This window comes from Planococcus plakortidis, assembly GCF_001687605.2.
Lineage (GTDB): Bacteria > Bacillota > Bacilli > Bacillales_A > Planococcaceae > Planococcus > Planococcus plakortidis.
On record NZ_CP016539.2, the window covers coordinates 3025695 to 3050545 of the forward strand.

Genomic DNA, 24851 nt, shown 5'->3' on the forward strand with positions numbered 1-24851 from the left:
TAAAGCGGTTCTTCGATTGCAACGCACCGCCTTTCTGGCATCACCCCGTCCCAATTATCCGGCCGGGTCAAAATTTCAGGGACAAATTCAAAAACCGGGCTTAAACCTGTCTCGGTGCTGATTGGTACTGCGGCGAAGCGATGAATTCATCTTCCAACAAGACATATGGATGGGTTTTCATCAAACTCTCTGTCAAATGAAGAGGCATCTTCTTTTTTTCATAAGCACAAATCAGCGGAAACTCATACTCGTCCACTGCACGATCTGCAATTTTTTCGAAATCTTCTATAAGAAACAGCGGCTCTTTGACGCTTTCCCATTCCACATGAGCCCAGGAACGAAAACTTAAGTTATTTTCAATATAAGGCGCCACCGTTTTAGTGAAATAATCATGAATGGCAGGCGGGTGGTAACTTCCAGTCGACCAATAGAAGTGAAGGCTGTTCACGAACTTAACCATCGCCAGTTGTTTCTCTGTATACCGTTTCTTCATATGCTGTGTAAGTTCCCGTGTCAGGCGCTCGTTTTCCACGACTAATACATAATCGCCAGCGTGTATTCCTTCATTTATGTAGTCCAGCAGCTGCTTCATATAATTTCCAGCACCTTCGAAAGCATACAGGACGTGCACATTGCGCTGGGTTTCAAGCAATAGATTCATCTTGCTTGCCAAACAATCCCCTTCTTTCTTCATGCGATTTCAATAAAAAGAAATTCATTCCCCCTCAGGGTCGAGAATCGATAAACATCGCTTCCTTTTATCAAATCATACCATTCCCCTGTACTTTTCTGCTGTTATTCTTTTCAGCTCGTGCCGACCTAGAGGACAAGCACTGTATATACCGTTGCGGACCTTATACAAAAAAGGATATATGGGGAATTTCAGCCTAAAAAAAGAAAGGGCTTGAGCCCTTTCTCTCCTATCTTTCATTATTGTTTTTTAGTTTGACGATACGTCAGTGTTCCAGCTGCCATGAAGATCAATGTGCTGAGTGCGACCCACAAGACCATCGTGTTGGATTGGCCGGACATTCCGCCGAGCCCAGTGGAAGGCATTTTGTCAGGTGCTGTGTTCTCGAAGTTCTCTGGGAATTGGTCGACGATTGCGCCGCTCAATCCTTTCCCGATATCGAACATGATCGCATAACCTGTGCGGTATGTGTCATATGACGCGGCATAGTCGCCGTTTACGTATTGCTGGAAAGTGTCCACAACGGATTGTTCATGCGCTTCCACGCCTGCAATTGTTTCATCCAACGGCATACGGTCTTCTGTTGCTGTGTTCAAGAATGTGCCAAGGTCTGTTGCGAATGTGCTGGTCAAGGTGGAGACAGCTTGCTCTTTCGCTTGCTCATCTTCTGAAGCTGTGGCATTTGCCAAGTCGCCTTGAACCGTGATGTGTTCGTTGTTCCATAGTTCCACAAACTGGTTGCTCGCTTCCTCACCATAAACAGAAGCTAGTGCTGCACGGAACTCTTCTACGTTTTGGTCTTGTGCCCAGTTGACGAAATCGAAGTCAGCCGAACCGTTGAAGCCTTTTGCCATGCTCAATTGCGCGAGGGCAAAGTGCTCTGCTGCAATGCGGTTGACTGTCGAACGGAAGTCGCCAGCTGGTGTGTTCGGGTCAGAGAACTGATCCGGAAATTGAGCCGAAATCGCTCCGCTGATGGCACTGCCTGCACCGAAGATTTGTGTGAAGCCTTCCAGGTACATCGTGTAAGCAGCTTCGTAATCGCCTTCTACATAAAGATCAAACGTATTTTGCACGTAATCTTCGTGTTCACGAAGTGCAGCTGTCGCCCCGTCTTCCGGAAGATTGCCTTCTGTGGCCGTGCCGAGGAATTCACCCATTTCATCGACGAATGATTGGACTTGATCCAATGCTTCTTGTTGCATCGCGGCGTCATCCGCTTTCACGGCCGCTGCGTAATCATCTGTTCCCATATTGTGCTTATCGAAGATCTCGACAAAAGCCGCTCCGCCATCTTCCCCGTAAACGGAAGCGATGACCGGTTCCATATCGGCCGCGTTCTCATCGAGCGCCGCCATGGCTTCTTCTGCTGCTTCGTCGCCATCGTAAATTTTCATCATGGAATCCACTGCGAGCGCATAGTGCTCAGACAATAGCGAATCCAAGGTTGCGCGAAGTTCGACGCCTGTCGTTTCTGTTGGCGGTGCTTCTTCTGCTGCCAACACGGTAGAACCGATTCCCGGGACTAAAAGCGATGCGCCTACTACTGGCAGTAAAAGCTTTTTCATTTTCATGTAACCACTCCTCTGTTTTGTTTTCTTATAAGCTCAACGGAGTGAGGGTGAATTTAGATCACAATTTCTAAAAAAAGTTTTCTTCGGTTAAGCGGTTACATCGAAAAAGCCAGGTTTAGCGCCCTTCCTGGGTGGTAGGTAAGGTAAAGTATTGATCAATAAAAAGGAAGATTCCGGTAAAGGTTTTGACCGGTTTGATTCATAGATTTACAAGAACCTACTATAACTAGAGGAGGAACAGAACATGGGTAAATTGCAAGATAAAGTGACCGTCGTTACAGGTGCAGCAACAGGCATCGGGAAAGCGACAGCAGAACTGTTTGCACAAGAAGGCGCGATTGTCCTTCTTGCGGATATTAAAGAAGAAGCCTTGCAGGAAACGGTCGCGAAAATCAATGAAAACGGCGGCACGGCGAAAAGCTTCCAAGTGAACATCGCCAAGGAAGAGGACGTCACTTCTTTCGCCAATCAAGTGAAAGAACAATACGGCACGGTCTATGCGTTGTTCAATAACGCCGGCATCGACCAGGAAGGCGGCAAAGTACACGAGTATCCGGTCGATTTGTTTGATGACATCACGGCTACGGACTTGCGCGGCACGTTCTTGATGAGCAAATATTTCATCCCACTCATGACGGACAATGGCGGGGCGATCGTCAACAACGCTTCCATGTCAGGCAGTTTTGCCGACTTGGACCGCTCAGGCTACAATGCAGCAAAAGGCGGCATCATCAACTTCACGAAATCGATCGCCATCGAATACGGGCGTTCCGGCATTCGCGCCAACTCCGTATCTCCCGGAACAATCGAAACGCCGCTGATCGATGAACTGGCTGGTTCGAAAGAAGAAGAAGCCGGGCGTGAGTTCAGGGAAAGCAACAGATGGCTCGCTCCATTAGGGCGCCTCGGCTTGCCGAAAGAAATCGCTACGACGGTGTTGTTCCTCGTCTCAAGCGACAGCTCTTATTTGACGGGCCAGGACATCGTTGTCGATGGCGGCCTTACCGCTTACACATGGCCGGGCAAAATGGTCATGGACGACAGCTGGAAAAAAACGACCACAAAAGAACAATAAAGATAGCAAAAAGAACCCCAAACGGCAACTGCTTTTAACAGCAGTCCGTTTGGGGTTCTTTGCTATTTCCCTTTAGTTTTCTGTTTCGGTGCCGCCTTAGCTTGCGGTTTTACGTCCAGCTGCTCGGGCCGCTCTAATTTCAAAACCGCATAGCCCAAGCGAATCAACACCATGACCATTACACCGACGCCAACTGCCAGATAAATCATCGTGAAACTTCGGCTTAAATTGCCGCGCGGCACGAGACCCGTATCGACTCCAGCCGGAATGAGGCTGACGAACGCGAAGTAAAAGGCATCAAATAAGGACCACCCTTCGATTTGATAATAGAACAAGGTCCCCGACAGCACGATGAATGCCAAAGTCAGCAGCAAGGTCCTGAACAAGGGCTCTTTGCCAATGCGGGCAATGGCTGACAGCAAGCGCCTTAAGGTCAATACGAGTGAAATCATCTTTTGCTCACGCTCTTTTCTTTACGCATACTTGGTCAATAACGCTGTGGGGATATGGCAATAATCATCGGGGCATCTGTCCAAACGGTCCTGATGCTCCGCTGCACTGGCTATGTAATTCTCAAGCGGCAACACTTCAACTGCGATACGATCCGAATCCGAACGTTCGTTAATAAAGGCTTTCGCAAACGTTAAATGCGCAGGCGTTTCGCTGTAGACGCCGGTTCTGTATTTCTCGCCGACATCCTCGCCTTGTTTATTGACACTATACGGATCGATGATTTCAAAGAAATACCCCATCAATTCCTGGACCGATACGCGTGAAGGGTCGAATGTGGTTTTGACGCATTCCGCGTAGCCATCGTAATCGCCTTCAAGCGATTGCGTCTTCCCGTTCGCCCGTCCTGCTTCGGTCGATTCGACACCCGGTAAGGTCTTGATGAACGCCTGAACGCCCCATAGGCATCCGCCTGCAAAATAAATCGTTTCATAATGCTCCCCTTTCCATCTCCCAGCATTTTCCCCATCAAATCATAAATTTACTTTTAAACGAGTATAGCATTTCACGCATGGCCGCAGGAACCGCCATTCCCCGCCCCGGTTCTCTACTTCATTAAAGCAAAACTCATTGTTTCAATAAACCGCTTTTTGAGAATCTTCGGGATGCAGCCAAGCGCTATGCGCATTTAGCTTAGCAAAATGGTTCCATCCGCAAAACCGATAGGCCTATAAAATATACAAACCCTCGCTTCTTCGGTAAACCCCGGGGGGCAATCATCACTTTTAAGGGGACATAAAAACGCATATTATCGCTCATTTATTCAGAATAGTTAAATAGTTATGATGTGTTTACCGCGCTAAGATGCCGGTAAGACGAGAAGGAGTGACTTTTGATGAACAAGAAGAAACTACTGACTTTAAGTTTAGCAGCATCATTGGCATTATCCGCTACAGCGGTTTCCGCCGATACTTTATCGGAACAGGCAGCGGAGAAAGTCCATGTCAACAAAGATACCAAGACGCCTGATTTCATTTCCGGGAAACTGACGGCCCCATCCGATCAAGCGGCCAAAGATATCGTCTTTACATATTTGGAAGACCATCAAGATACGTATAAACTCGGCAAAAAAGAACTTTCTAGCTTCAAGGTCATCAGCCAGGAAGAAGATGAACTTGGCTTCACCAAAGTGAAGCTCCAGCAGAAATTCAAGGGCGTTCCGATTTTCGGTTCCGTGATCAATGCCCATGTCGATCAAAATGGCGTGCTCACGTCGATTTCGGGCAATCTGACGCCCGAATTATACGATAAGCAGTCCTTGAAAAAAGGCGCTACTTTGAAAGCCGGGACAGCTGTCGAAAAAGCTGCAGCCGACCTGGAAGAGAAAATCGGCAGCACACCGGAGCTTGAAGCTGAAGTGTCACCGGAATTGGTCATCTATTCCAAAGACGGCCAGGCGCATTACGCCTACAGCGCCGAATTCGAGTTCCTCTACCCGGAACCGGGGAATTACCAATATTTCGTGGACGCCAAAACGGGTGACATCCTCGATTCCTATAACCAGATCCACGAAGCGAAACCTTCCGGCGGCGGCGCTAGCTTAACGGGTGAAGACTCGACAGCAACTGGTAAAGGCGTCTTGGGCGATACGAAATCATTCAATACCTTAGTCAACAGCAACGGCTCTTACCTGGTCGACCGGACGCGCGGTAACGGCATTTTCACCTACGATGCGAAAAACCGCACCCGGATTCCTGGAACTCTGTGGCTCGATAGCGACAATGTCTATAACGCCGCTTATGACGGGGCGGCAGTCGATGCCCATGCTTACGCCGGGCAGACCTATGATTATTTCCAGGACGTCCATAGCCGTAACAGCTACGATGGCAACGGGGCTGAACTGATCTCGACTGTCCATTACGGCCGCAGCTACAATAACGCATTTTGGAGCGGTTCCCAGATGGTCTACGGTGACGGTGACGGCAATACCTTCGTGCCGCTGTCCGGCGCACTGGATGTCATCGCGCACGAATTGACGCATGCCGTGACCGATACGACGGCGGACTTGATCTACCAGAACGAATCAGGCGCAATCAACGAATCCATGTCCGATATCTTCGGGACGCTAGTCGAGCACCATTTCAATAACACGCCGGACTGGCAAGTAGGAGAAGACATCTATACGCCGAATGTCGCGGGTGATGCACTGCGTTCCATGGAAGACCCGACTTTGAGCGGAGACCCGGACCATTACTCGAAACGCTACACCGGCACAGGGGATAATGGCGGTGTCCATATCAACTCGGGCATCAGCAATAAAGCGGCATTCTTGCTTGCGAACGGCGGCACGCATTACGGCGTGACGGTCGCTGGCATCGGCAACGACAAAGCGGGCGATATCTACTACCGCACGCTCACGCAGTACTTGACGCCAAGCTCCAATTACAGCCATTTCCGCGTTTCCACCATCCAGGCAGCAACGGATCTCTACGGGGCATCAAGTGCTGAAGTCGCAAGTGTCAAAGCGGCGTTCTCGGCTGTCGGGGTCAATTAAATACTCGCAGTATCCTGACCATGCATTCTTTGCTGAATCCATACCAATAGAAATGCCGATGGGGCCCCGCTATAAGGTGCCCCATCGGTATTTTTATATTTGTGGTTTTTCGGCTACCCACCAGTTAACGCTTTTCTTCCATATACTAAAATAACGCTTTTTTTTAAGATGATTTTACAAATAATTATTGTTAAAATAGTGCAAAATTTCTTTGCGCAAAAATTTTCGGATTTTAGATTTTTGAAAAAATCATTTGCGCCTCCTCGAAGCTCGTGGCAGAATAGTTGAAAAGGCTTTCATTATCTTGCATTGAGGAGATGGATTATGAGAAATCAACCAAAAATAGAAATCCCATTTGCTATGGCATTAATTCCCTTCATCGTGATGATCGGCATTATGGCCATCACGATCATCAAATTCGGCGGGAGCCCGCACGTCCCGTTATTGATCGGCGCAGCCATTGCTGCCTTGATCGGCTGGCGCTACGGATACAAATGGGACATCATTGAAGAAGGCGCCTATAAAGGCATACGTATGGCGCTTCCAGCGATTGTCATCATCATACTCGTCGGCCTGATCATCGGCGCTTGGATCGGCGGGGGCATCGTTGCGACGATGATTTACTACGGATTGAAAATCATCACCCCGTCCTTATTCCTCGTGACCATCTGCATCATTTGCGCCATCGTCACTTTGGCCATCGGCAGTTCGTGGTCGACGATGGGAACGATCGGCGTCGCGGGAATGGGCATCGGCGTGAGCATGGGGATCCCTGCCGCCATGGTAGCGGGTGCGGTCATTTCGGGCGCTTATTTCGGGGACAAGATGTCTCCGCTATCTGACACGACCAACTTGGCCGCCGGCATTACGGAGACGCCTCTTTTCACACATATTAAGCATATGGTGTATACGACGATTCCCGGACTCGTTATTGCATTGGTTGTTTACTTTATTCTCGGCAGGCAGTTTGCCGGCACAGCGGTCGATATCGGTAATATCAACAGCATCCTTTCCGCGTTGGAAAGCAATTTCGTGATCTCTCCATGGCTATTGCTCGTGCCGCTTGCGGTCATCGTCTTGGTAGCGAAGAAAGTCCCCGCGCTTCCTGCATTGACGATCGGTGTTTTGCTCGGCTGGCTATGCTATGTCTTCGTCCAGGGCGGCAGTGTAGCCGATGCCGTCAACACGCTCCATGATGGGTTCGTGATTTCGAGCGGCAATGAAATGGTCGACAATCTATTCAACCGCGGCGGCATCGAGTCGATGATGTACACGGTGTCCTTGACGATTGTCGCGATGATCTTCGGCGGCATCATGGAACAAGTCGGGATGCTCCAAGCGATCGTCAACCAGATCCTGAAAGTGGCAAAATCAGCGGGCAGCCTGATCGCGGCGACGATCGTCTCCGCCTTTTTCACGAACGCGACCGCTTCTGAACAATACATATCGATTCTTCTCCCAGGAAGAATGTACGCCAAAGCGTACCGGGACAAAAAACTGCATTCGAAGAATCTCTCGCGGGCATTGGAAGACGGCGGCACCGTCACGTCTCCCTTGATTCCCTGGAATACATGCGGCGTATTTATCGTGGCGACTCTTGGCGTCAGCACATTCGCTTATGCGCCATACGCCGTCCTGAACTACACCTTGCCGATCATCTCCATCTTCATGGCATCTGTCGGGTTGAAAGTCGAATTCCTGACAGAGGAAGAATTACAAGCCTTGGAAGAAAAAGAAGCGCGGCAATCCGAGAAAACAGGCGACACTTCAGATTCTGTATTGACGTGAATACCAAAAACCCATCAAGCTGCTTGAAGCTTGATGGGTTTTTTGCTTTTTCATTTATAAACCCGAAAGGAGAACGTGCTTAAACCCGATGAGTCCGGCCCTTTGAGCAATAATGTGGCCACTTGTTTCAAAGCTCTTTGTACATATAGTAATGCGTGAAGCCTTTCGGGAAATCTTCCAATTGCCCAAAAACCTTGAATCCTAATTTCTGATAGAAATCCGGCGCTTGGAAGCTGAAAGTCTCGAGCCTCATCAACCGGCATTGTTGTTCGCGCGCATAGGCTTCAGCCGTCTCCAGTAATTCCTGGCCTTTTCCCATGCCGCGCAAGGAATCTCCTACCCACAGGAGATCCACGAAAAAACATTCCCAGTCCGTATGGCCGACGAGCCCGCCAAGGATATCACCTTGTTCATCCTTCAACACAAAACTCATTTTCTCTTCTTCGGTATACGCGACTTTCGATTTGTTGTACCTGACCAAATTGTATCGGATAAATCCCGCTTCCTCTTCATCGTATCCTCTATGCATGCGGATGTCCGCCATTATTCTCTCTCCCTTCTTGATCCATTACGAGCCAATTTTAGCTCAATGCCATGCTGGTTAAACAGGTTGGATCGCCGCTGAATGTGGAGAATTGAAGTTCTCCGCTTTTACCGTCCGCTTCGATTTCAACCGTATAGGTTTGCTCACGCGGCAGCCACAAATCGATGAACCCATTTGCCGGCGTTGTCATCAACTGGTCTACATAGACTTCCCCTTGTTCATCCGTCACGGTGACCTTCAGTTCTTTTTCCGCCAGCTCTCCTTGGCATCCCGTCAAGCTATGGATTTCGCAAGGATGCGTATACGTTTCATACGGGGCAATCGAGACAAAGAACTCATCTTCAGGCAATGGATAAACCGTTGTTTTTCCCTCGTCTTCCACCTTCAGTTCTCGATCGTCAATCGAAGCTGCACTGACTTCATCACTTCCGCTCAAATCAACTACCAACTCTTTTACTTCTGTTTCATTCAATGCAGTGCCCTCTGTACATCCGGCTAAGAAGCCCAATAAAGCCACCATCAATATCATGAATGGAACTCTCATATAACCTCTCCTCTCTTCCTTACTATATCAAAGCCCTATTCCTGCTTGAAGAGCTGAATTCGCACGACTTTATGAACCTGCCTGTTCACCGATGTCCCCATAAAAAAAAGAAGCGCGAACGGCTTCTTCTTGCTGTTTCCTTTCTTATTTTTTAGATATCTCCGCGGTAAACCTGTTCACCGTTCGACAAATCGATAATCTCCAGCTCCCGGCTGTCTTTCAGGAAAATCGTTTTAAATTGCTTTTCGCCGTTTTCATCCAGTAAAAATAGAATGCGGTTTCCTGGATTGTCCGTCGCTAAATGATATGTTAAGCGGCCTGTGTCGACTTGCTCTTCAACCATCGAGTATTCTGCATAGTCCATGGCATCGACTGGACGGTGAAATTCATCATCGGATGCATTTTCCTGACCTGGTTCCTCGGCCAAGAATTCCCCTGAAGCGGCATCGATCAGAAACTCGTATTCACGCACTGAACTTTCCACTTCCACTTCATAATAACGCCTGTCTTCGAGTCCCAACTCCACTTCCTGCACTGTGCCCTCGACCTTGGAAAACACCTCCTGCAAAGCTTGCTCCCCACTTACTTCAGGTGCCTCAGAGTCATTGAATGCCGTTGCTGCTGCAACCGTTGCTCCACCGATTCCACCTGCGATGGCTGTCCCTACTATAGCTCTCATCCATAGTTTTTTCATCGTAATTCCTCCTTTTTGTTATTACACAATAACAATAACCAGCCAGGATGAGGACAACTTGAAAGACAGATTAGAACTTGATGAGAAGCTTTCACTCTTTTTACTTCCGATAACCAATATCATGTAAACTCTTCAGGACTCCAAGTAGCTATTTCGTTTCCTGGAACCGCCACAATTAACCAATTACCATCCCCATAACCAGATTGATCTCCAAGCTGCCAGCATTCATAGTTTTCATCATGCCCATTTACATACAATATTTTTCCGGACTCAAGCGAAATATATAAATGTGGCGACTCTTCTCCGAGCCAAACATCTTTCACTTTTTCTCTTCGGTTTTTCAAAAATAGTTGAAACGAATCTTCATCATCTAGTTCTTTCAAATTCTCTTTAGAAATCGATTTTAATCGCTCATGATTAGTAGTGACGGCGATTTTTCTTACCTCAATGTTCAACCACAATATATCGGGATCTTGCTCAGAATAATGGGTAAAGCAAACGCGTACTATTCCTGGACCAATGCCGAATTGAAAGCCATCAAGTTGGCTTCCGACAAGCAATTGCTTTAACGCTCTCTCTGCAAAATTTTTGTTTTCCTTTTTCATTTTTATCCGCACCCTTATTTTTTGAAATTGAATGTAACATAATTCACAAAAAGTTACATTCGATTTATCAGAATCGAGCGAAGTATGAATACTTGATATTGAAATTTTTCATCAAAATATCTTCTAGTTTAGTTAAATACCGGTCTACTGCTTTTAACAACATATCAGAAGCTATTGTGCTTTCGTGTTCAAATTCTTGCCAAATTGAAAACACCTGCCATTCTTTTTCGCTTTTTCTAACAAAAGCTAAGATAGGTCCTTCTCTTTCATCATGTTCCATCGTAAAGTAATAAAAATCATTTTCTCCTTCGGAATCTTTCACTCTCCACTTTTTTAAAGCAACCCCCAGTTCAAGCAACGCTAAGGACGGTTCATGAAAGAAACACGAATGACCGATATGAATGATTAATTCCCCTTGCACATCAATCAATAATTTTCCGTTTTTCTGTCGAATTAGCTTTTTATCCAATTTCAATAATGGATCCAATTCAAAATCAATAGCCAGATTCTCCATGCAATCACTCCTTCAGCACGTTTCTACTGGAATTTTTCAGTGTGAATGTAACTTAACTGCACATAAGTTACATTCAATTCCCCTAAATCAGCGCCTTTTATTTGTTGCAAATTTTAAATATATCGGACTACCGATGATTTAAATTATGTAAACGTATGGATATTAAAAATTTTTTAACTTCCTATTTTTGGTGAAACGGATATTTTCAATCATTTTGTTTTATTATGGTTAGTAACAATATTAAACAAGACTATTCAATAGAATCTAAGGAGGTTAATTGATGCACGTATGGGCTAAGGAAGTCGAGGATGATTATAAGTTACCAAAAACTTCAGAAGTAGAGATTGAAAAAATAGAAAACCAACTAGATATGGAATTGCCAGCTTCTTATAAAGAGATTCTTTTAGAACATATGGCGGTACTATACAGTACAATTCAGTGAAGAAGGAAAGTCATCTTGAAACCAATGCGTACATTGAGATTAATCACATTTATGGTTGTGGTCAAGGTGGTATTTTAGATTCAGATTATCTCATTGATGAATGGGATCTTCCGAAAAATATTCTTATTTTCAGCGGAGATGGGAATAGCTTTTTTGCTCTTGATTACAGAAAGGATTCAGTAAACCCTTCGGTTATTTATTTGGAACCAGAAACTGAAGAAATTATTGAAGTAGCCCATACATTTGATAATTTCTTAAATAACCTTTCAAAAGAAGAAGTGTTTTTCGAAAATGACGAAGACGATGAAGATTGGGGTATTTCTGAAGAAGCAGCTGAAACGATCTTTTCGGGGAATGATATTCTATTAATCGAAGAGACTTTATTAAATCTTCAATATCCAGAAAACCACAAGTGGTATTTCGAACAGCTCTTGAAATGCGCTACTCATTCAGAGGCACTAATTAGGGAAACTGTTACTAATATCTTAAATAACAATCTTGAAATCTACATTATTGAGTCGGATAAAAACTTACATTTTTTACTTGAAGAAATAATCGAGAAATTAATCGCAGACAAGAACGAAAGCATACGCTCAGAAGCCAGAGAAATAAGAAAAAGAATAAAGTATAAACACTTTTGAGAAAAAGATATCCTATTTCCAATGTATACTTCTTCTCTCAAGGATTCTCAGTGCTTGTAGGAGAATGTCCGGTAAATTTGCTAAGTAGCAGGAGATTGAGTGAATACTACACTTAAAAAAGACTTCTTCTAAACAGAGGAAGCCTTTTTTAAGTATTCTTCAATACCGAAGAAGGGAAATTTCTAGTTTAGCTTCTCCACTTCCGATAAGGGGTCATATGTTAACCAAGTTAAATTCTTTCTTCATAATAAGTCAGCTCATAATAGCCGTATTCACTCTCCTCTAACAAAAGTATTTGGTTCAAGTCGGTTGAAAATATGAACCAATGCAAGAGTGCATCCTTTGAGAGGTCTTCCACCATCTTATCTGCATGCTGGATCAATTCACTTTTATTAAACTGAACGAAGAAACTGTCTGTACTAAAGTAAAACACTGTCCCTAGCTTCTCGCTATCAGAGAAAATTTGACCAATTTGTTTTCGAAGAGATTCTAAGCTAACTTCTTCAATTCTTTCTATTACTCTCCCCTGGTTTATTTTATTCCATATTTCCTCATCCGCATTAGAGGATAGAAGTTGATGTGGCGGATATTTTTTAAATTCATGCATCTGTATAAATTGTTTTTGTCTTTGAACCACTTTTAATTCATCTATTCTGATTCGCCTGTCATCATTCATCGCCAATCCTCCCTTGTCTGGTTCTCGTAGTAAACGATTCTCTTTAACTATACTGAGTGGTAACTGAGACATCCAGAGATGATTGGGCATAAACTGTTCGTAAAATACACTTCCACACATAAAAAGGGAGAGACTAAGCTTTAATCAACTTATTCTCCCCTGAGACCGTCAATAATTATGTGTAAATAAGTAAATCCTTTTCTTGTATGTATATCGATTAAGCCTGTTTGAACATCTCAGCCAGCTCTGCACGAGCTTGATCGAATCCGATATGGCAACGGGTAGAGAAGTTCTGATTATAGATTTCGAACTGGGAAACCAGGAAGCGATCCAAGGAATCTTCGTTCGGAAATTGCTCCTTGCGCTTGCTATATTTCTTTACATTTTTATTGAACGATTCGATCAGATTTGTTGAATAGATGCTTCGCCAAATGGATTTTGGGAAGCTTTAGAAGGTGAAAATATAGGGATTCGCTTCCAACGATTTCGTCACTTTGGGATAGGCCGTTTTCCATTTATCGACAAAGGATTTTAACGCTTTTTCACCCAGTTCTCGGTTCTCTGCCCGGTAGACCGATTTGAAATCATCCAGAATCTCCTTGCGATCGGTAACGCGAACTTTGTGGCGGATCCCACGAGACAAGTGGACACAGCACGCCTGATATTGAGCATCGGGAAAGACCGCGAAGATGCGATCAGTGATGCCTTTCAAGCCGTCGGAGATAAACAAAAGCACCTCTTCGACACCGCGCTCTTTCAAGTCCAACAGGACTTCTTCCCAAACGAATGCGGATTCCGTAGGTGCCACTGTATAGGCCAACACTTCTTTTGAGCCGTCCTCTCGGATGCCAATCGTAATATAGACGGCTTCCTTCGAGACCGTGTCGCGCTTGAGGGCAATGTAAGTTGCATCCAGATAGACACACGCGTAGCGCTGCTCTAACGGACGAGATTTAAACGCTTCGACCTGTTCGCTCATCACTTTGGTCATATTGGAAATGGTTTGCGGCGTGTAGTGATGGCCGTACATTTTCTCGATCAGATCCGAAATCTCGGACATGGTGACGCCTTTTTGGAACATGTGGATGACGAACGACTCCAGCGTATCATTCGAGCGCTTGTATGGAGCGACCGTCTGTTGGTTGAATTCGCCGTTCCGGTCCCGTGGCATCGAAAGCTCTAAATCCCCATACTCCGTATGGAGTGTCCGCGTGTAGGCACCGTTCCGCGAATTGCCCGAATTGAACCCGATGCGGTCGTATTTTTCGTAATCTAGGAACGCCGTTAGTTCCGTTTGAAGAAGTGCATTCACCGCTGTCTCCAGGTGCATCCGAAAAACTTCGGAGATGTCTCCTTTTTTTACTAGAGCTTGCATAATATCTGTTGTAAACTGAGTCATAGGGAAGGCCTCTTTTCTGTGAATTGGTTGTGGTGACTTAATTCTACAAGAAAAGGTCTTCCTTTTTCTATTTATTCATTTACACAAGATATTTTACGCTCTCAAATTTTTTCAACTTTTATCCATAACTTTGTCACTATTTTTGCACAAGATATTCACATATTAGGTTTACAGTAGCAATATAATAAATACGAAAGAAGGGTAAACAATGCGTGAATTTCTTAAGTTGATCGGGCTCATGGTTTTTTTGTTACTAATTCTATCTGCTTGTTCTGGTAATAGTGGTGGAATGGATTCAAATATGATGAACGGAGAAGATTCTGACCAAAGTATGGGAGGGATGAATCAAGGGGGAATGGGTTCAATGATGGATCATGGGAATGTACCTTCCCTTGCCTCTTCTGAGGGTTCCAATGAATTAACTATACCTCCATTGCTTGAAAAGCAGCAGGGTCAAAATTATGATTATGAAGTCGTTGCCCAACAAGGAACTACCGAGTTTTACAAAGGAATATCAACGGAAACTTACGGATATAATGGCGACTTACTAGGCCCCACTCTCACAATAGAAGAAGGCGAAAAAGTGGAGGTTAAAATTACAAATGACTTAAACGAACCTACTACATTTCATTGGCACGGACTTGAAGTTGCTGGTGAGATAGATGGAGGACCTCTTGATGAAATCCAACCTGGAGAAAGTCGGATTATAACGCTCGAAGCAGATCAACCAGCGGCAACTTTATGGTATCATCCACACGTTCATGAAATGACCGCTGAGCAAGTATATAGAGGCTTATCTGGTATGTTGCTTATCGATAGCTCCGATAAGGAAGAACTAGCTATACCTAACGATTATGGAGTTAACGATATTCCCTTGATTTTCCAAGATCGCCTTTTTAGTGAAGACAAACAGTTGAATTACAACCAACTTATGGATGAAGATGGCACATTAGGAGACGTTTCTATCGTGAATGGCACAATCAATCCTAAATTAACGATTACAAAACCAATTATGCGTTTCCGTGTATTAAATGGATCGAATGCACGAAACTACACATTTAGTTTAAGCAATGACGCTAGCTTTACTCAAATTGCTTCTGATGGAAGTTTGCTCGATGAACCTGTAGAAATACAAGAATTAACATTAGCGGCATCAGAGCGCGCAGAAATTTTGATAGATTTTTCAAAACTAACAGCCGAAGAATCACTCGCTATCATAAACGATGAAGGCGTTGAATTATTGCCATTTGATGTGAAACTTGAAGATGCTACTGCAAATCCAACGGAAAAGTGGACGACAGAGGAGCCATTCTTAACGCCGGAAGAAAAAGAAATGCCTATTGAAAAAAACATTGAATTGTTTGGCATGATGGATATGGTAACGATTAACGGCAAAAAATTTGATGCCGATCGCATTGACTTACGCCAAGAACAAGGCGTTACTGAAGTATGGGAAGTGTACAATAAGAAGGATATGATGGGTGGTATGATTCATCCGTTTCACATTCATGGGACGCAATTTAAAGTGATTTCTCGTGACGGCAAGGAAGTAGACCCTAGCGAACAAGGCTTGAAAGATAGTGTATTAGTTAATCCAGGTGAAAAAGTGAAATTGCTCGTGACGTTTCCAGAGAAAGGTGTATATGTTTTTCACTGTCACATCTTAGAGCATGAAGATAGTGGCATGATGGGACAAATTGAAATCTATTGAAGAATAAGACACCCGCAAGAAGTTCCTAGGGAACTTCTTGCGGGTGTCTTTCAACTCGATTTTAAAACATTTTGAAATCGTTTATGCTGTACGTTTTAAAAAGAAACGCTCTCCTGCAAAGATTAGCAGGATGAATATAAAGGAGACACCGACCACAAATAAGTCGGAATTCATTTTAATCCAAATGAATGCAGCGAGTATGATGGCATCTAGTGTCAAAGCGGTCAATACGATCACTGAATTGGCTCCCACTTTTTCTCTCAAATGCTTGAACACTCCCCAATGAATGATCATGTCCATTACCAAATATAAAATAGCACCCATTGAAGCAATTCTACTCAGATCAAAAAAGATGGTTAGAAACATAGCTAATACGATTGTATAAACCAAGGTATGTTTTTGTATATCACCAGGCATACCGAAGTGTTTATGAGGAATCAGTTTCATATCTGTTAACATCGCTAACATTCGTGATACGGCAAAGACACTTGCAATTATTCCGGAAATGGTTGCGATGATGGCAATTCCGACAGTAAACCAAAGACCGTAATCACCAAACGCAGGTCTTGCTGCTTCAGCAAGTGCATAATCTTTTGTTTTAATGATCTGGTCCAATGGTAAATTACTTGAAACTGACCATGCAATTAATAAATACACAAGCAAACTAATTGAAATCGAAATCATAATGGCTCTGCCAACGTTTTTCTTCGGTTTTGTTATTTCAGAACCACTATTGGTAATCGTAGTAAACCCTTTAAACGCTAAAATTGTCAATGCTACCGCAGCAATATAGCTTGCTATGGTGGGGTCTGCTGAATCTCCCCCACTTTCTACAGATGAAAACGAAAATCCCGCTACGCTTAATCCACCTATCCCAAAAACAGCTAATCCTGCAATCTTGAGTAGTGAAGCTATAGATGTAAACGACTGTATGAAGCTATTTCCAGAAATATTTACCAAGAATGCAAAAGTCAGTAACCCCACTCCTAATAACGGAACAAGATAACTTGATTGATTGATATCAAAAAGTTGTAGAGTGTAGGTACCAAATGTTCTGGCAACCAGACTTTGATTAATGACCATTGAAATGGCCATTAACAAAGCAGCTGCAGCTGTAATTGTTCCTTTACCGTAAGCTTGAACTAAAAACATTCCAATTCCACCGGCTGATGGAAATTCATTACTTAGCTTTATATAAGAATAGGCACTAAAAGCTGTAACAAGCCCCCCTACTATAAACATCAGAGGAAACCATGATCCTGCAAGTTGCGCGACTTGTCCTAGTAAGGCAAAGATTCCTGCACTAATCATCACCCCGGTTCCTAATCCTACAGCACCGATTAAGGAGATACTATTCTTTTTATAATCTGCCATCCTCAACTCCTCCATTCTGTATAGAAACATTGCTAACTTATGTTAAGTATCAAATCGATAACAAGTACCTGACTTTTCCCTAGACCCTGTTCCGCTAAACAGAAAGTTAAGAATTCCACACAAACTGCATATTTTAATACTCGGCGAGATACAATAGTTAAGGTTTAAATCTTTACTAAAGAAGTCATTTACAAAAAAGAAAAGCTCCAAGTGAAGGTTTTCTACCGATAATCCCCTAATATGCTAACGTTACTCTCAACCATAATTTAGCCCATCAATCTCTACACCACTTCGAATTTTATAGAGTCCACTCTTAATTTTTCTATTATTTTATTCTTCAGAATCATTTCTCCATTCTTTTTACACATTTCACATTTATAGTAGATAAATAAATCGACAGAATGGAGGAAGGAACATGAAACTTGAAATCTTTCAGCCGACTATCGAACAAAAGCATGTATTGCAAAACTTGATGGAACTGTATCAATACGACTTCTCCGAGTTCGAATCTGAAGATGTGGATGAAAACGGTTTGTTTGGCTACAAGTACCTGGATTACTATTGGACAATTCCTACGCATTTCCCGTTCCTAATCAAGGTGGATGGAAACCTTGCCGGATTTGCATTGGTGCGCGAGATAGCGTCTGAGGATTCAAGTTGTTCTTCCTATTTAAAGATATGCGAATTTTTCATCATGAAAAAATACCGGAAGGAAGGTATCGGCAAGCAAGCCGCATTTCAACTTTTTGACCTGTTTCAAGGGGTCTGGGAAGTGGCTGAGCTCGAAACCAACCTTCCCGCACAGAAGTTTTGGCGAAAAACCATATCTGAATATACAAATAACGAGTACGTGGAAATCAAACGCGATCATTGGCCTGGGCCAATTCAGCGGTTTGTTTCAGCGAAATATTTGCCTCTTCAATCACTAACTCTTTTACTATAAAGAAGAATAAACTTTGGTTTATATTCCTCTCAGTCTGTATTCGGCCTCGACTAAAATGACTGCCAGTTACCTTTATACCGCATTGTAAAGATTTATTTGTGTAAGCTGATGCAGAAGGTCCCGAGACGTATGAAGAAAATTACGAGGAACTGATTATCGAGCTGCAGCAAGTGGCTGAATCCGATCAAGCACTAGGCAGCAACACAGAAAACATGACATTTTTCGTTTCCTATGATGCTTTTGGCTATATAACGGACACATACGGATTTGAACACGTTCCGGTTGCCGGGTTGAATAGCCAAGATGAGCATTCGCAGAAAGATTTGACGGCCATCGTGGACTTGGCAAAAGAGAAGAACATCGAACACATTGCGTTTGAGTAAAACGTGTCTTCCAAGCTGCCTGAAGTGGTTCAGAATGAAGTCGGAGCTGTGGAGCTTCATAACCTAAGCGTTCTCATTCCGGAAAATGAAGACGACAACGAAACCTACTTCACTTTGATGGAAAAGAACCTGAAAACTTTAGAAACGATGCTAAAATAACAAAAACACCGCGATGATGAATCGCGGTGTTTTTTGATGTCCAAACTAATTTTGATTAGAAGCCTATAGAGGAATGTTCGATCTGTATTTATAACTATATTCACTGTCCTTGCAGGGCTGGATGCTTATCTCGGTTCTTGGCTGCCTCTCCCTTTTCCTCGTCCAGAAAATACTGCTCGTACCAAATGCAGAAGCTATAGATTGTCCAAATATACCGCGCATGATTTTCCTCATTGTTATAATGCCGTTCGAGGTACTGCAAGAGTTTCTCCTGATTGAAAAACTCTTGCACATATCCTTGCTGAAAAGTCGAATGAATCATTTTGTAGAACTTTTCTTCTCTCATCCAGTGGCGGATCGGCACGGGAAACCCTAACTTTTTCCGCTTGGCCCAGTCTTCTGGAAGATTTTTCAGGGCTGCTTCCCGCAAAGCAACTTTCGACTTGCCATAATCGACCCGCATGCTTTCCGGCAATTGCCTTGCCGTTTCAAATACCTTCTTGTCCAAGAACGGCACACGCAACTCAATCGAATGGGCCATACTCATCTTATCTGCTTTCAGAAGGATAGCTCGAGGCAACCACAACTCCAAATCAAGCGCCTGCATTTTATCCGTTTCATTGTAATAATTCATTTTCGAATACTGCGGGTCCACCACTTCCTGTACAGAAGGGCCAGCTTGATAGTCGGTTTTCAAAATTCCAAGCGCATCTTTCTCACTCCACACAAGCGCATGGCCAATGAAACGCTCTTCAATCGGCTGGATGGCTTTTTGGAAAAACTTTCGATACGGGTTTGATTGCGGCAAGGCATTCGATACTTGTGCAAGCGTATGTTGGACAGCTTTCGGCAATCGCCGGTACGAATTCAGCTTTTTAGAAGGCTGATACCATTCGTATCCCCCGAATAATTCATCCGCCCCTTCACCAGATAAAATAACGGTCACGTCTTTGCTGGCCATTTCATTCAAAAAGTACAATGGAATAATCGACGGATCGGAATGCGGCTCGTCCATATGCCATTGGATTTGGGGAAAGACGTCAAAACTTTCCTGCGCACTTACATATCGCTGTTCGATTTCGACTCCCAGCTGCCCTGCTAAATCCACAGCCAGTTTGGTCTCATCAAACATATCTTCATAATCCTCAAATCCCACGGTAAAGGATTTTTGTGGCTTCAGCAAAGAGGTGATGTAGCTCGAGTCGATCCCACCTGATAAAAAAGATCCTACCGGAACATCGCTTACTCTATGCGCGTCGACAGATTCGGCGACAGCTTGCTGGATGTCTTCGATGTATTCCCCGTAACTTTTACGTTGTTCCTTAAATTCACAGGAGAAATAAGCGACCGTACGGGTCTCTTCACCTTTTTCCATCACGAGATAAGTTCCTGGCTGCACACGATATACGCCTTCAAAAAATGTCTCTTCCATCACCGAGTACTGGAAAGTTAAATAGGGTTTTAACGCCCGTTTGTTCAGCTTTTTCACAAATCCTGGATGCTCCATGAACGATTTGATCTCAGAAGCGAACAAGAATGAGCCATCGGAGGTTTTTGTGTAATATAAAGGCTTAATCCCAAATGGGTCCCTTGCGGCAATGAACTTTCCGCTCGGTTTATCCCAAATTAGAATCGCGAACATACCGCGTAATTTCCCGATAATGTTCTCCCCGAAATGCAGATATCCCTTCAACAGCACCTCAGTATCGGAAGTCGTTGAAAATTCAAATCCCAGTTCCATCAATTCTGTCCGGATTTCACGGAAATTGTAAATTTCCCCGTTAAATACAAGGACCACCTCTTCAGCTTCCAATGGCTGATTGGCAGCACTTCGTAAATCCAATATGCTCAATCTGGCGAATCCTAGCCCAACTTGACCATCACTGTACACTGATTGGTTATCCGGCCCACGATGGACAATCGGGTCCAACATAGCATTCAGCACAGTTTCGTCATTAGCCCCCGGAGAACCAGGAATAACCCCTATAAATCCACACATACTACATCTCCCCATTTCCATTTCGTTACACATGAGTATAGAAATGAATTATGGAGAAGATATGGAGAGTAATTGCTGATTTATGACCACCAAGAGCTTAGTTCTACATATCCTGATTTTCGATGCTGTATGGAAGCGTCACAATAAACCTTGTTCCTTTGTTTTCTTCACTTTCCATTTGAATGGCACCTGAAATTTGTTTGGCCAGTTCAGAGGCTATAGCCAGGCCAAGCCCAGTCCCGCCGGTCGCACGGGATCGAGATTTGTCCACGCGGTAAAACCGGTCGAATATTAGAGACTGATCACTTTTCGGTATTCCTGCCCCCGTATCTTCGACAATGAATTCAATATGTTCCTCCTTCATCTCGACTTGCAGGTTGACCCATCCCTGTTCTGTATAATTGATTGCGTTCTCCAGCAGATTCAACAAAATCTGTTCGAGCTTCATGCCATCCGTAAAGAATGCATGGTCGTTCCCATTTAACTGTACATTTGCAGCCAAACCTTTTTCGGCAGCTTTCAGTTTCATTTTCGCATGCAAGGATTGGATAAAATCTTCCATGTCCACTTCTTGGATTTGAAGCGTGTATTCCCCTTCTTCCATTTTTGATAAAGCGAATAACTCCTGGATCAATTTCGCAAGTCTTGATGCTTCCCCTTCAATGACCGATGCATAACGGCCCAGCTCTTCGGGTGTTTCGTACTTTCCTTGTTTAATAAGGTTTGCATAGCCAATCAGATAGGAAGTCGGGGTTCTCAATTCGTGAGAAATATTCGCTAAAAATTCACTTCGGGTTTTCCGGTAATTATTCAGCTCCACACTCAAATCGTTGATGGCACTGCCCAAAGAGCCAAGTTCATCTTGGCTGTTCACTTCCACACGTGTAGTTAAATTGCCTTTTGCAATTTCGCGTGTCGCTTTCTCCATTTTGACCAATGGCCTGGATAAATACCAAACAATGAAAAATGTATAACCTATGGCGATCAGGACAGTCGCTGCGATTGCCCGAAACATCCAGTCTCGTACGTTGTGCATCTTATTGTGCAGCTCATCAATGGAAGAAAAAATTATGACTCCCCCTTCAAAGGCCTCATCGTTGAAAATTGGCTCGATAAAATAATAAAAGTTTTCTTCAGTATCTGAGTTATAACGTTCGCCTTCTACAGTTTCCCCATTTTGCAGCTGAGCTATCCATTCATCCGGAAGATGGTTCCCTTCATTGAACTCCATAATATTGCCATGCGTGATGTGTCCGTTCTGGTTTAAAAAAATCACTTCATGTTCGAAGAAAAGATTCAAGTGATGATAGATTTCTTCAGGAGATTGATTTTTTTCTATCCATTCGACTTCCAGGCTTTGGGCGAGAGACTTGACATTATCGTTTAGGTAGATGGAATAGACATTCAGGAATATCCGGTCAATCAAGAATGCAAACGGAATCAGTATGCTCAAGAAAAGGACCATGATCAGCAAACCCAGCTTTAATACAATCCCTTTACGCCTCATCTGCCGTTTCCTTCAAGTCCACTTGATAGCCTAAGCCCCAGACTGTCTTAATGACGGCTAGTTTCGGCTGAAGCTTCCTGAATTTTAGCCGGATGTTCTTGATGTGCGAATCGATGGCCCTTACATCCCGGATTTCTGAATAATCCCATACCAAATCGAGCATTTCTTCGCGTGTGAAGATTTTGTTCGGCGATCCTGTGAGCAATTCAATGATGGCGTACTCTTTCGCCGTAAGCTCCATTTTCTGTCCACAGAAAACTACTTGTTTATCCTGTTTATTGACGACTAATTTTTTATCCTTTAACACAATGATTAAATCATCAGCTACATTTCTTTCAACCTGAGCACTTCTTCTTAACAAGGCATAGACGCGTGCTTTTAATTCTTCGAAATCGAAAGGCTTCACTAAATAATCATCTGCCCCTAGCTGAAGTCCTTTAACCCGATCTTCAACAGCAGATCGTGCCGTCAACATGAGGATGGGCATGGTGGAGTTGCGCCTGATTTCTTTACACACTTCAAACCCGCCCATGAAAGGAATCATGATATCCAATACCAATAAATCAAAAGACTGGTCTTTTGTTATCTGCAGCGCCTGAGCGCCGTCATAGGCAAACACCAGATCGAACTCGCTTTCGAGATGAATACGGATAAGGTCACACATCAATTTCTCATCTTCCACTACCAGAATGCGCTTCATTCGCTTCTTCCTTTCCCACTAACACGGGGCCTTAACACGTTTGCCGCGAAAACCGCCTGATCATGATAAATCCCGTGTTTCAAGTGAAGTACGTAATTTTACTCAGAATAACATATTCCTTAAAATACATTGCGGTTTGTAATAAAGCTGATTACATATTAGTTGAATATATTCTCGTCACGATCCTGTTCTAGCTTTATCTTTTGCATGGCTTGTGACTTAAACCTGAAGAATAAGTAGACCGCACGCAAAGCAATGTCCGCCGCAATCGCCAGCCAAATTCCTGCAATCCCCATTTCTAGATATATGCCGAGAAAATAAATACCCACTATCCGGACTGCCCACATGCCGATTGCTGTGCTGTACATCGGCGACTTCGTATCTCCCAATCCCTGCAACGCCCCTGTTAAAATCAACCCTATAGCTAGCGCAGGCTGAGCAAAAGCATCAATGCGAAGAGCAATAGCAACCATTTCTATCGCTTCAGGATCTTTTGTAAACCACGAGGCATACCACGGAGCCCAGATGAACATCGCAAGACCGATAAAACTCATAAAAACCACTCCGATTGCAGCTGTCAAAATACCATAGCGATAAGCTTCACGCCAATTTCCAGCACCCCAACTATGTCCGACCAAAGTTGTCGCGGCCAGCGCCAGCCCATACCCTGGCATATAAGAAAACATCTCAATATTTCCTGCGATGGTGTGGGCAGCAAATGTCTTTGTCCCAATCACTACAATTAAGCCAAAATAAACAACTTGGCCAAGCCGCATAATCATTCTTTCCACAGCAGCCGGAATGGCTAAATAAATCATTTCCTTTGTATTTTTGTCCCATGAAAATAAGGTGCCGAGCGAAATAGCCAGAACGGATTTCTTCAAATAACGCCACAGTAGCCACGTTCCGACCGCTCGGACGAGAAGTGTAGACCATGCGGCCCCTTCAACCCCCCATCCATTCCACTCCCCCATACCGAAAATCAATACATAATTTAGTGGGATATGGATGATATTGATTATCCACGCAACTTTCATTGGGCTTTTGGTATCGCCCCCGCCCTAAGTATGCTGCTAAGTACAGTCATCCAAGCAAGAAACAACGCACCGCCCCCACCACCTTCAAATAAACGGATCCTATTTGGACCACATTTTCTTCAGCACCGAATAAAGACATAAAAAACTCTGAACCAAACCAGGTCAGGATACTTAATATTATCGCTACTACCGTGGCAAACCCGAGCGATTCCTGTGCAACTTTCCTTGCACCTCCAAGATTACCGGCTCCCAATTTCCGGGCAACAAGCGAAGAAGTTCCCACTCCTAAAGCCATAAAGAGTGCCAAATAGATGGCCAGCACAGCACCAGCTATTCCTACCGCTGTAACTTCCTGCAGCCCGATCCGCGCAATGAACAATGTGTCGACAAAGCCAACCACCGTCTGCAAAACATATTCCACCATCGCCGGCACTGCCAGCAACAAGATGATTTTGATTTTCTCGCTATTCGATTTAGGTTCACTCAATTCGTCCATAGGTTTCACCACTTCATCTTCCCTTCGAGCTACTAATACCATTATGGACTCGAACAAAGTAAAGTGAAAATTCTTTTTATTCAAATTGTACTTTTTTCTATTAATACGCTGGTTATTATCAAAAGTCACAGTCTCAGAGTGTTCACAAAGGTTAACTTCATAAACGAAAAAGAAAAGGAACTTCAAATGAAGTTCCTTCTTCCGATAATTTTTCATATGTTAACTATAAAAATATATTTAATTATCCAAAGTCTTCAAACCTCCGTTTGACTTTAACCTAATACAAAACTGTGCCCCCAAGGTTAAAGAAAATTCAACTTTTGGGAGGCAGTACTTTTCGTGTACGACAAT

Annotated in this window: 21 protein-coding genes and 3 pseudogenes; 7 read left to right on the forward strand and 17 right to left on the reverse strand. The window is 43.8% G+C overall.

Annotated elements, in window-relative coordinates; translation table 11 throughout:
- Window positions 1–100: 100 nt before the first annotated feature.
- The gene (locus tag BBI15_RS15070; RefSeq protein WP_068872624.1) at window positions 101–673 is read right to left on the reverse strand and encodes an MEDS domain-containing protein; all 573 of its coding nucleotides are present in this window, start codon (window positions 671–673) and stop codon (window positions 101–103) included.
- Between the two features lie 257 nt (window positions 674–930).
- A complete protein-coding gene (locus BBI15_RS15075) occupies window positions 931–2265 on the reverse strand; it encodes a hypothetical protein (RefSeq protein WP_068870805.1) in 1335 nt (444 codons plus the stop codon).
- A 244-nt stretch (window positions 2266–2509) separates the two neighbouring features.
- On the opposite strand from BBI15_RS15075, the gene BBI15_RS15080 reads away from it, so the two are divergent.
- Complete coding sequence (locus BBI15_RS15080; protein ID WP_068870807.1) at window positions 2510–3340, forward strand: SDR family oxidoreductase; 831 nt, start codon at window positions 2510–2512, stop codon at window positions 3338–3340.
- A gap of 62 nt (window positions 3341–3402) precedes the next feature.
- On the opposite strand, the gene BBI15_RS15085 is transcribed toward BBI15_RS15080, so the two are convergent.
- Both BBI15_RS15085 and BBI15_RS15090 read right to left on the reverse strand, forming a co-directional pair.
- A complete protein-coding gene (locus BBI15_RS15085; RefSeq protein ID WP_068870809.1) occupies window positions 3403–3792 on the reverse strand; it encodes a potassium channel family protein in 390 nt (129 codons plus the stop codon).
- Between the two features lie 21 nt (window positions 3793–3813).
- On the reverse strand, window positions 3814–4275 hold the full coding sequence (locus BBI15_RS15090; RefSeq protein WP_068870811.1) for a peptide-methionine (S)-S-oxide reductase: 462 nt from the start codon (window positions 4273–4275) through the stop codon (window positions 3814–3816).
- Between the two features lie 410 nt (window positions 4276–4685).
- Here BBI15_RS15090 and BBI15_RS15095 point away from each other — a divergent pair, with 410 nt between their 5' ends.
- Both BBI15_RS15095 and nhaC read left to right on the forward strand, forming a co-directional pair.
- A complete protein-coding gene (locus BBI15_RS15095; protein ID WP_068870813.1) occupies window positions 4686–6344 on the forward strand; it encodes a M4 family metallopeptidase in 1659 nt (552 codons plus the stop codon).
- Window positions 6345–6668: 324 nt separating this feature from the next.
- On the forward strand, window positions 6669–8132 hold the full coding sequence (nhaC, locus tag BBI15_RS15100) for a Na+/H+ antiporter NhaC (RefSeq protein WP_068870815.1): 1464 nt from the start codon (window positions 6669–6671) through the stop codon (window positions 8130–8132).
- A 127-nt stretch (window positions 8133–8259) separates the two neighbouring features.
- Here nhaC and BBI15_RS15105 read toward each other — a convergent pair whose 3' ends face one another.
- The 5 genes from BBI15_RS15105 to BBI15_RS15125 form a co-directional block, all read right to left on the reverse strand.
- Window positions 8260–8676: a GNAT family N-acetyltransferase gene (locus tag BBI15_RS15105; protein WP_068870816.1), complete on the reverse strand. Its 417-nt coding sequence runs from the start codon at window positions 8674–8676 to the stop codon at window positions 8260–8262.
- 37 nt (window positions 8677–8713) lie between these two features.
- Entirely contained in the window at window positions 8714–9220 is a 507-nt protein-coding gene (locus BBI15_RS15110) for a CueP family metal-binding protein (protein ID WP_068870818.1), read from the reverse strand.
- 151 nt (window positions 9221–9371) lie between these two features.
- Window positions 9372–9914 carry a PepSY domain-containing protein gene (locus BBI15_RS15115; RefSeq protein ID WP_068870820.1) on the reverse strand — a complete coding sequence of 181 codons (543 nt, stop codon included), beginning with the start codon at window positions 9912–9914 and terminating at the stop codon, window positions 9372–9374.
- 119 nt (window positions 9915–10033) lie between these two features.
- Window positions 10034–10519: a hypothetical protein gene (locus BBI15_RS15120; protein WP_068870821.1), complete on the reverse strand. Its 486-nt coding sequence runs from the start codon at window positions 10517–10519 to the stop codon at window positions 10034–10036.
- A 67-nt stretch (window positions 10520–10586) separates the two neighbouring features.
- Window positions 10587–11033, reverse strand: coding sequence for a DUF7878 domain-containing protein (locus tag BBI15_RS15125; protein WP_068870823.1), 447 nt, complete (start codon window positions 11031–11033; stop codon window positions 10587–10589).
- A gap of 370 nt (window positions 11034–11403) precedes the next feature.
- On the opposite strand from BBI15_RS15125, the pseudogene BBI15_RS15130 reads away from it, so the two are divergent.
- A pseudogene (locus BBI15_RS15130) lies at window positions 11404–12116 on the forward strand (SMI1/KNR4 family protein).
- 229 nt (window positions 12117–12345) lie between these two features.
- Here the strand turns inward: BBI15_RS15130 and BBI15_RS15135 are convergent.
- Window positions 12346–12792 carry a hypothetical protein gene (locus BBI15_RS15135; RefSeq protein ID WP_068870827.1) on the reverse strand — a complete coding sequence of 149 codons (447 nt, stop codon included), beginning with the start codon at window positions 12790–12792 and terminating at the stop codon, window positions 12346–12348.
- Between the two features lie 217 nt (window positions 12793–13009).
- Window positions 13010–14191 (reverse strand): annotated as a pseudogene (locus BBI15_RS15140) (IS256 family transposase).
- A gap of 208 nt (window positions 14192–14399) precedes the next feature.
- Between BBI15_RS15140 and BBI15_RS15145 the strand changes: the two are divergent.
- Window positions 14400–15902: a multicopper oxidase family protein gene (locus BBI15_RS15145; protein ID WP_068870829.1), complete on the forward strand. Its 1503-nt coding sequence runs from the start codon at window positions 14400–14402 to the stop codon at window positions 15900–15902.
- Window positions 15903–15983: 81 nt separating this feature from the next.
- Here the strand turns inward: BBI15_RS15145 and BBI15_RS15150 are convergent, their stop codons facing one another.
- Window positions 15984–17276: an APC family permease gene (locus BBI15_RS15150; protein ID WP_068870831.1), complete on the reverse strand. Its 1293-nt coding sequence runs from the start codon at window positions 17274–17276 to the stop codon at window positions 15984–15986.
- Between the two features lie 415 nt (window positions 17277–17691).
- Between BBI15_RS15150 and BBI15_RS15155 the strand changes: the two genes are divergently transcribed.
- Together BBI15_RS15155 and BBI15_RS15160 are read left to right on the forward strand one after the other, a co-directional pair.
- Window positions 17692–18219, forward strand: a complete 528-nt coding sequence (locus BBI15_RS15155) for a GNAT family N-acetyltransferase (protein WP_068870833.1) — start codon at window positions 17692–17694, stop codon at window positions 18217–18219.
- A 116-nt stretch (window positions 18220–18335) separates the two neighbouring features.
- A pseudogene (locus BBI15_RS15160) lies at window positions 18336–18602 on the forward strand (metal ABC transporter solute-binding protein, Zn/Mn family); the annotation flags it as partial.
- A 259-nt stretch (window positions 18603–18861) separates the two neighbouring features.
- Here the strand turns inward: BBI15_RS15160 and asnB are convergent.
- The 5 genes from asnB to BBI15_RS16720 all read right to left on the reverse strand — a co-directional run bounded on the left by asnB (window position 18862) and on the right by BBI15_RS16720 (window position 24686).
- Window positions 18862–20781, reverse strand: coding sequence for an asparagine synthase (glutamine-hydrolyzing) (gene asnB, locus BBI15_RS15165; protein WP_237150882.1), 1920 nt, complete (start codon window positions 20779–20781; stop codon window positions 18862–18864).
- Between the two features lie 82 nt (window positions 20782–20863).
- Window positions 20864–21991 carry a sensor histidine kinase gene (locus BBI15_RS15170; RefSeq protein WP_167358044.1) on the reverse strand — a complete coding sequence of 376 codons (1128 nt, stop codon included), beginning with the start codon at window positions 21989–21991 and terminating at the stop codon, window positions 20864–20866.
- A gap of 265 nt (window positions 21992–22256) precedes the next feature.
- Complete coding sequence (locus tag BBI15_RS15175; RefSeq protein WP_068870841.1) at window positions 22257–22967, reverse strand: response regulator transcription factor; 711 nt, start codon at window positions 22965–22967, stop codon at window positions 22257–22259.
- Between the two features lie 158 nt (window positions 22968–23125).
- Window positions 23126–24004 carry an MATE family efflux transporter gene (locus BBI15_RS16715; protein WP_237150883.1) on the reverse strand — a complete coding sequence of 293 codons (879 nt, stop codon included), beginning with the start codon at window positions 24002–24004 and terminating at the stop codon, window positions 23126–23128.
- 46 nt (window positions 24005–24050) lie between these two features.
- Window positions 24051–24686 carry an MATE family efflux transporter gene (locus tag BBI15_RS16720; protein ID WP_237150884.1) on the reverse strand — a complete coding sequence of 212 codons (636 nt, stop codon included), beginning with the start codon at window positions 24684–24686 and terminating at the stop codon, window positions 24051–24053.
- Between the last annotated feature and the right edge of the window lie 165 nt (window positions 24687–24851).

Bases quoted from the DNA above. Each gene is read 5' to 3' on its own strand.
- BBI15_RS15075 (WP_068870805.1), bottom strand. From the start codon at position 2,265: ATGAAAATGAAAAAGCTTTTACTGCCAGTAGTAGGCGCATCGCTTTTA.
- BBI15_RS15080 (WP_068870807.1), top strand. From the start codon at position 2,510: ATGGGTAAATTGCAAGATAAAGTGACCGTCGTTACAGGTGCAGCAACA.
- BBI15_RS15085 (WP_068870809.1), bottom strand. From the start codon at position 3,792: ATGATTTCACTCGTATTGACCTTAAGGCGCTTGCTGTCAGCCATTGCC.
- BBI15_RS15095 (WP_068870813.1), top strand. From the start codon at position 4,686: ATGAACAAGAAGAAACTACTGACTTTAAGTTTAGCAGCATCATTGGCA.
- nhaC (WP_068870815.1), top strand. From the start codon at position 6,669: ATGAGAAATCAACCAAAAATAGAAATCCCATTTGCTATGGCATTAATT.
- BBI15_RS15105 (WP_068870816.1), bottom strand. From the start codon at position 8,676: ATGGCGGACATCCGCATGCATAGAGGATACGATGAAGAGGAAGCGGGA.
- BBI15_RS15110 (WP_068870818.1), bottom strand. From the start codon at position 9,220: ATGAGAGTTCCATTCATGATATTGATGGTGGCTTTATTGGGCTTCTTA.
- BBI15_RS15115 (WP_068870820.1), bottom strand. From the start codon at position 9,914: ATGAAAAAACTATGGATGAGAGCTATAGTAGGGACAGCCATCGCAGGT.
- BBI15_RS15120 (WP_068870821.1), bottom strand. From the start codon at position 10,519: ATGAAAAAGGAAAACAAAAATTTTGCAGAGAGAGCGTTAAAGCAATTG.
- BBI15_RS15125 (WP_068870823.1), bottom strand. From the start codon at position 11,033: ATGGAGAATCTGGCTATTGATTTTGAATTGGATCCATTATTGAAATTG.
- BBI15_RS15135 (WP_068870827.1), bottom strand. From the start codon at position 12,792: ATGAATGATGACAGGCGAATCAGAATAGATGAATTAAAAGTGGTTCAA.
- BBI15_RS15145 (WP_068870829.1), top strand. From the start codon at position 14,400: ATGCGTGAATTTCTTAAGTTGATCGGGCTCATGGTTTTTTTGTTACTA.
- BBI15_RS15150 (WP_068870831.1), bottom strand. From the start codon at position 17,276: ATGGCAGATTATAAAAAGAATAGTATCTCCTTAATCGGTGCTGTAGGA.
- BBI15_RS15155 (WP_068870833.1), top strand. From the start codon at position 17,692: ATGAAACTTGAAATCTTTCAGCCGACTATCGAACAAAAGCATGTATTG.
- asnB (WP_237150882.1), bottom strand. From the start codon at position 20,781: ATGGAAATGGGGAGATGTAGTATGTGTGGATTTATAGGGGTTATTCCT.
- BBI15_RS15170 (WP_167358044.1), bottom strand. From the start codon at position 21,991: ATGGAGTTCAATGAAGGGAACCATCTTCCGGATGAATGGATAGCTCAG.
- BBI15_RS15175 (WP_068870841.1), bottom strand. From the start codon at position 22,967: ATGAAGCGCATTCTGGTAGTGGAAGATGAGAAATTGATGTGTGACCTT.
- BBI15_RS16715 (WP_237150883.1), bottom strand. From the start codon at position 24,004: ATGAAAGTTGCGTGGATAATCAATATCATCCATATCCCACTAAATTAT.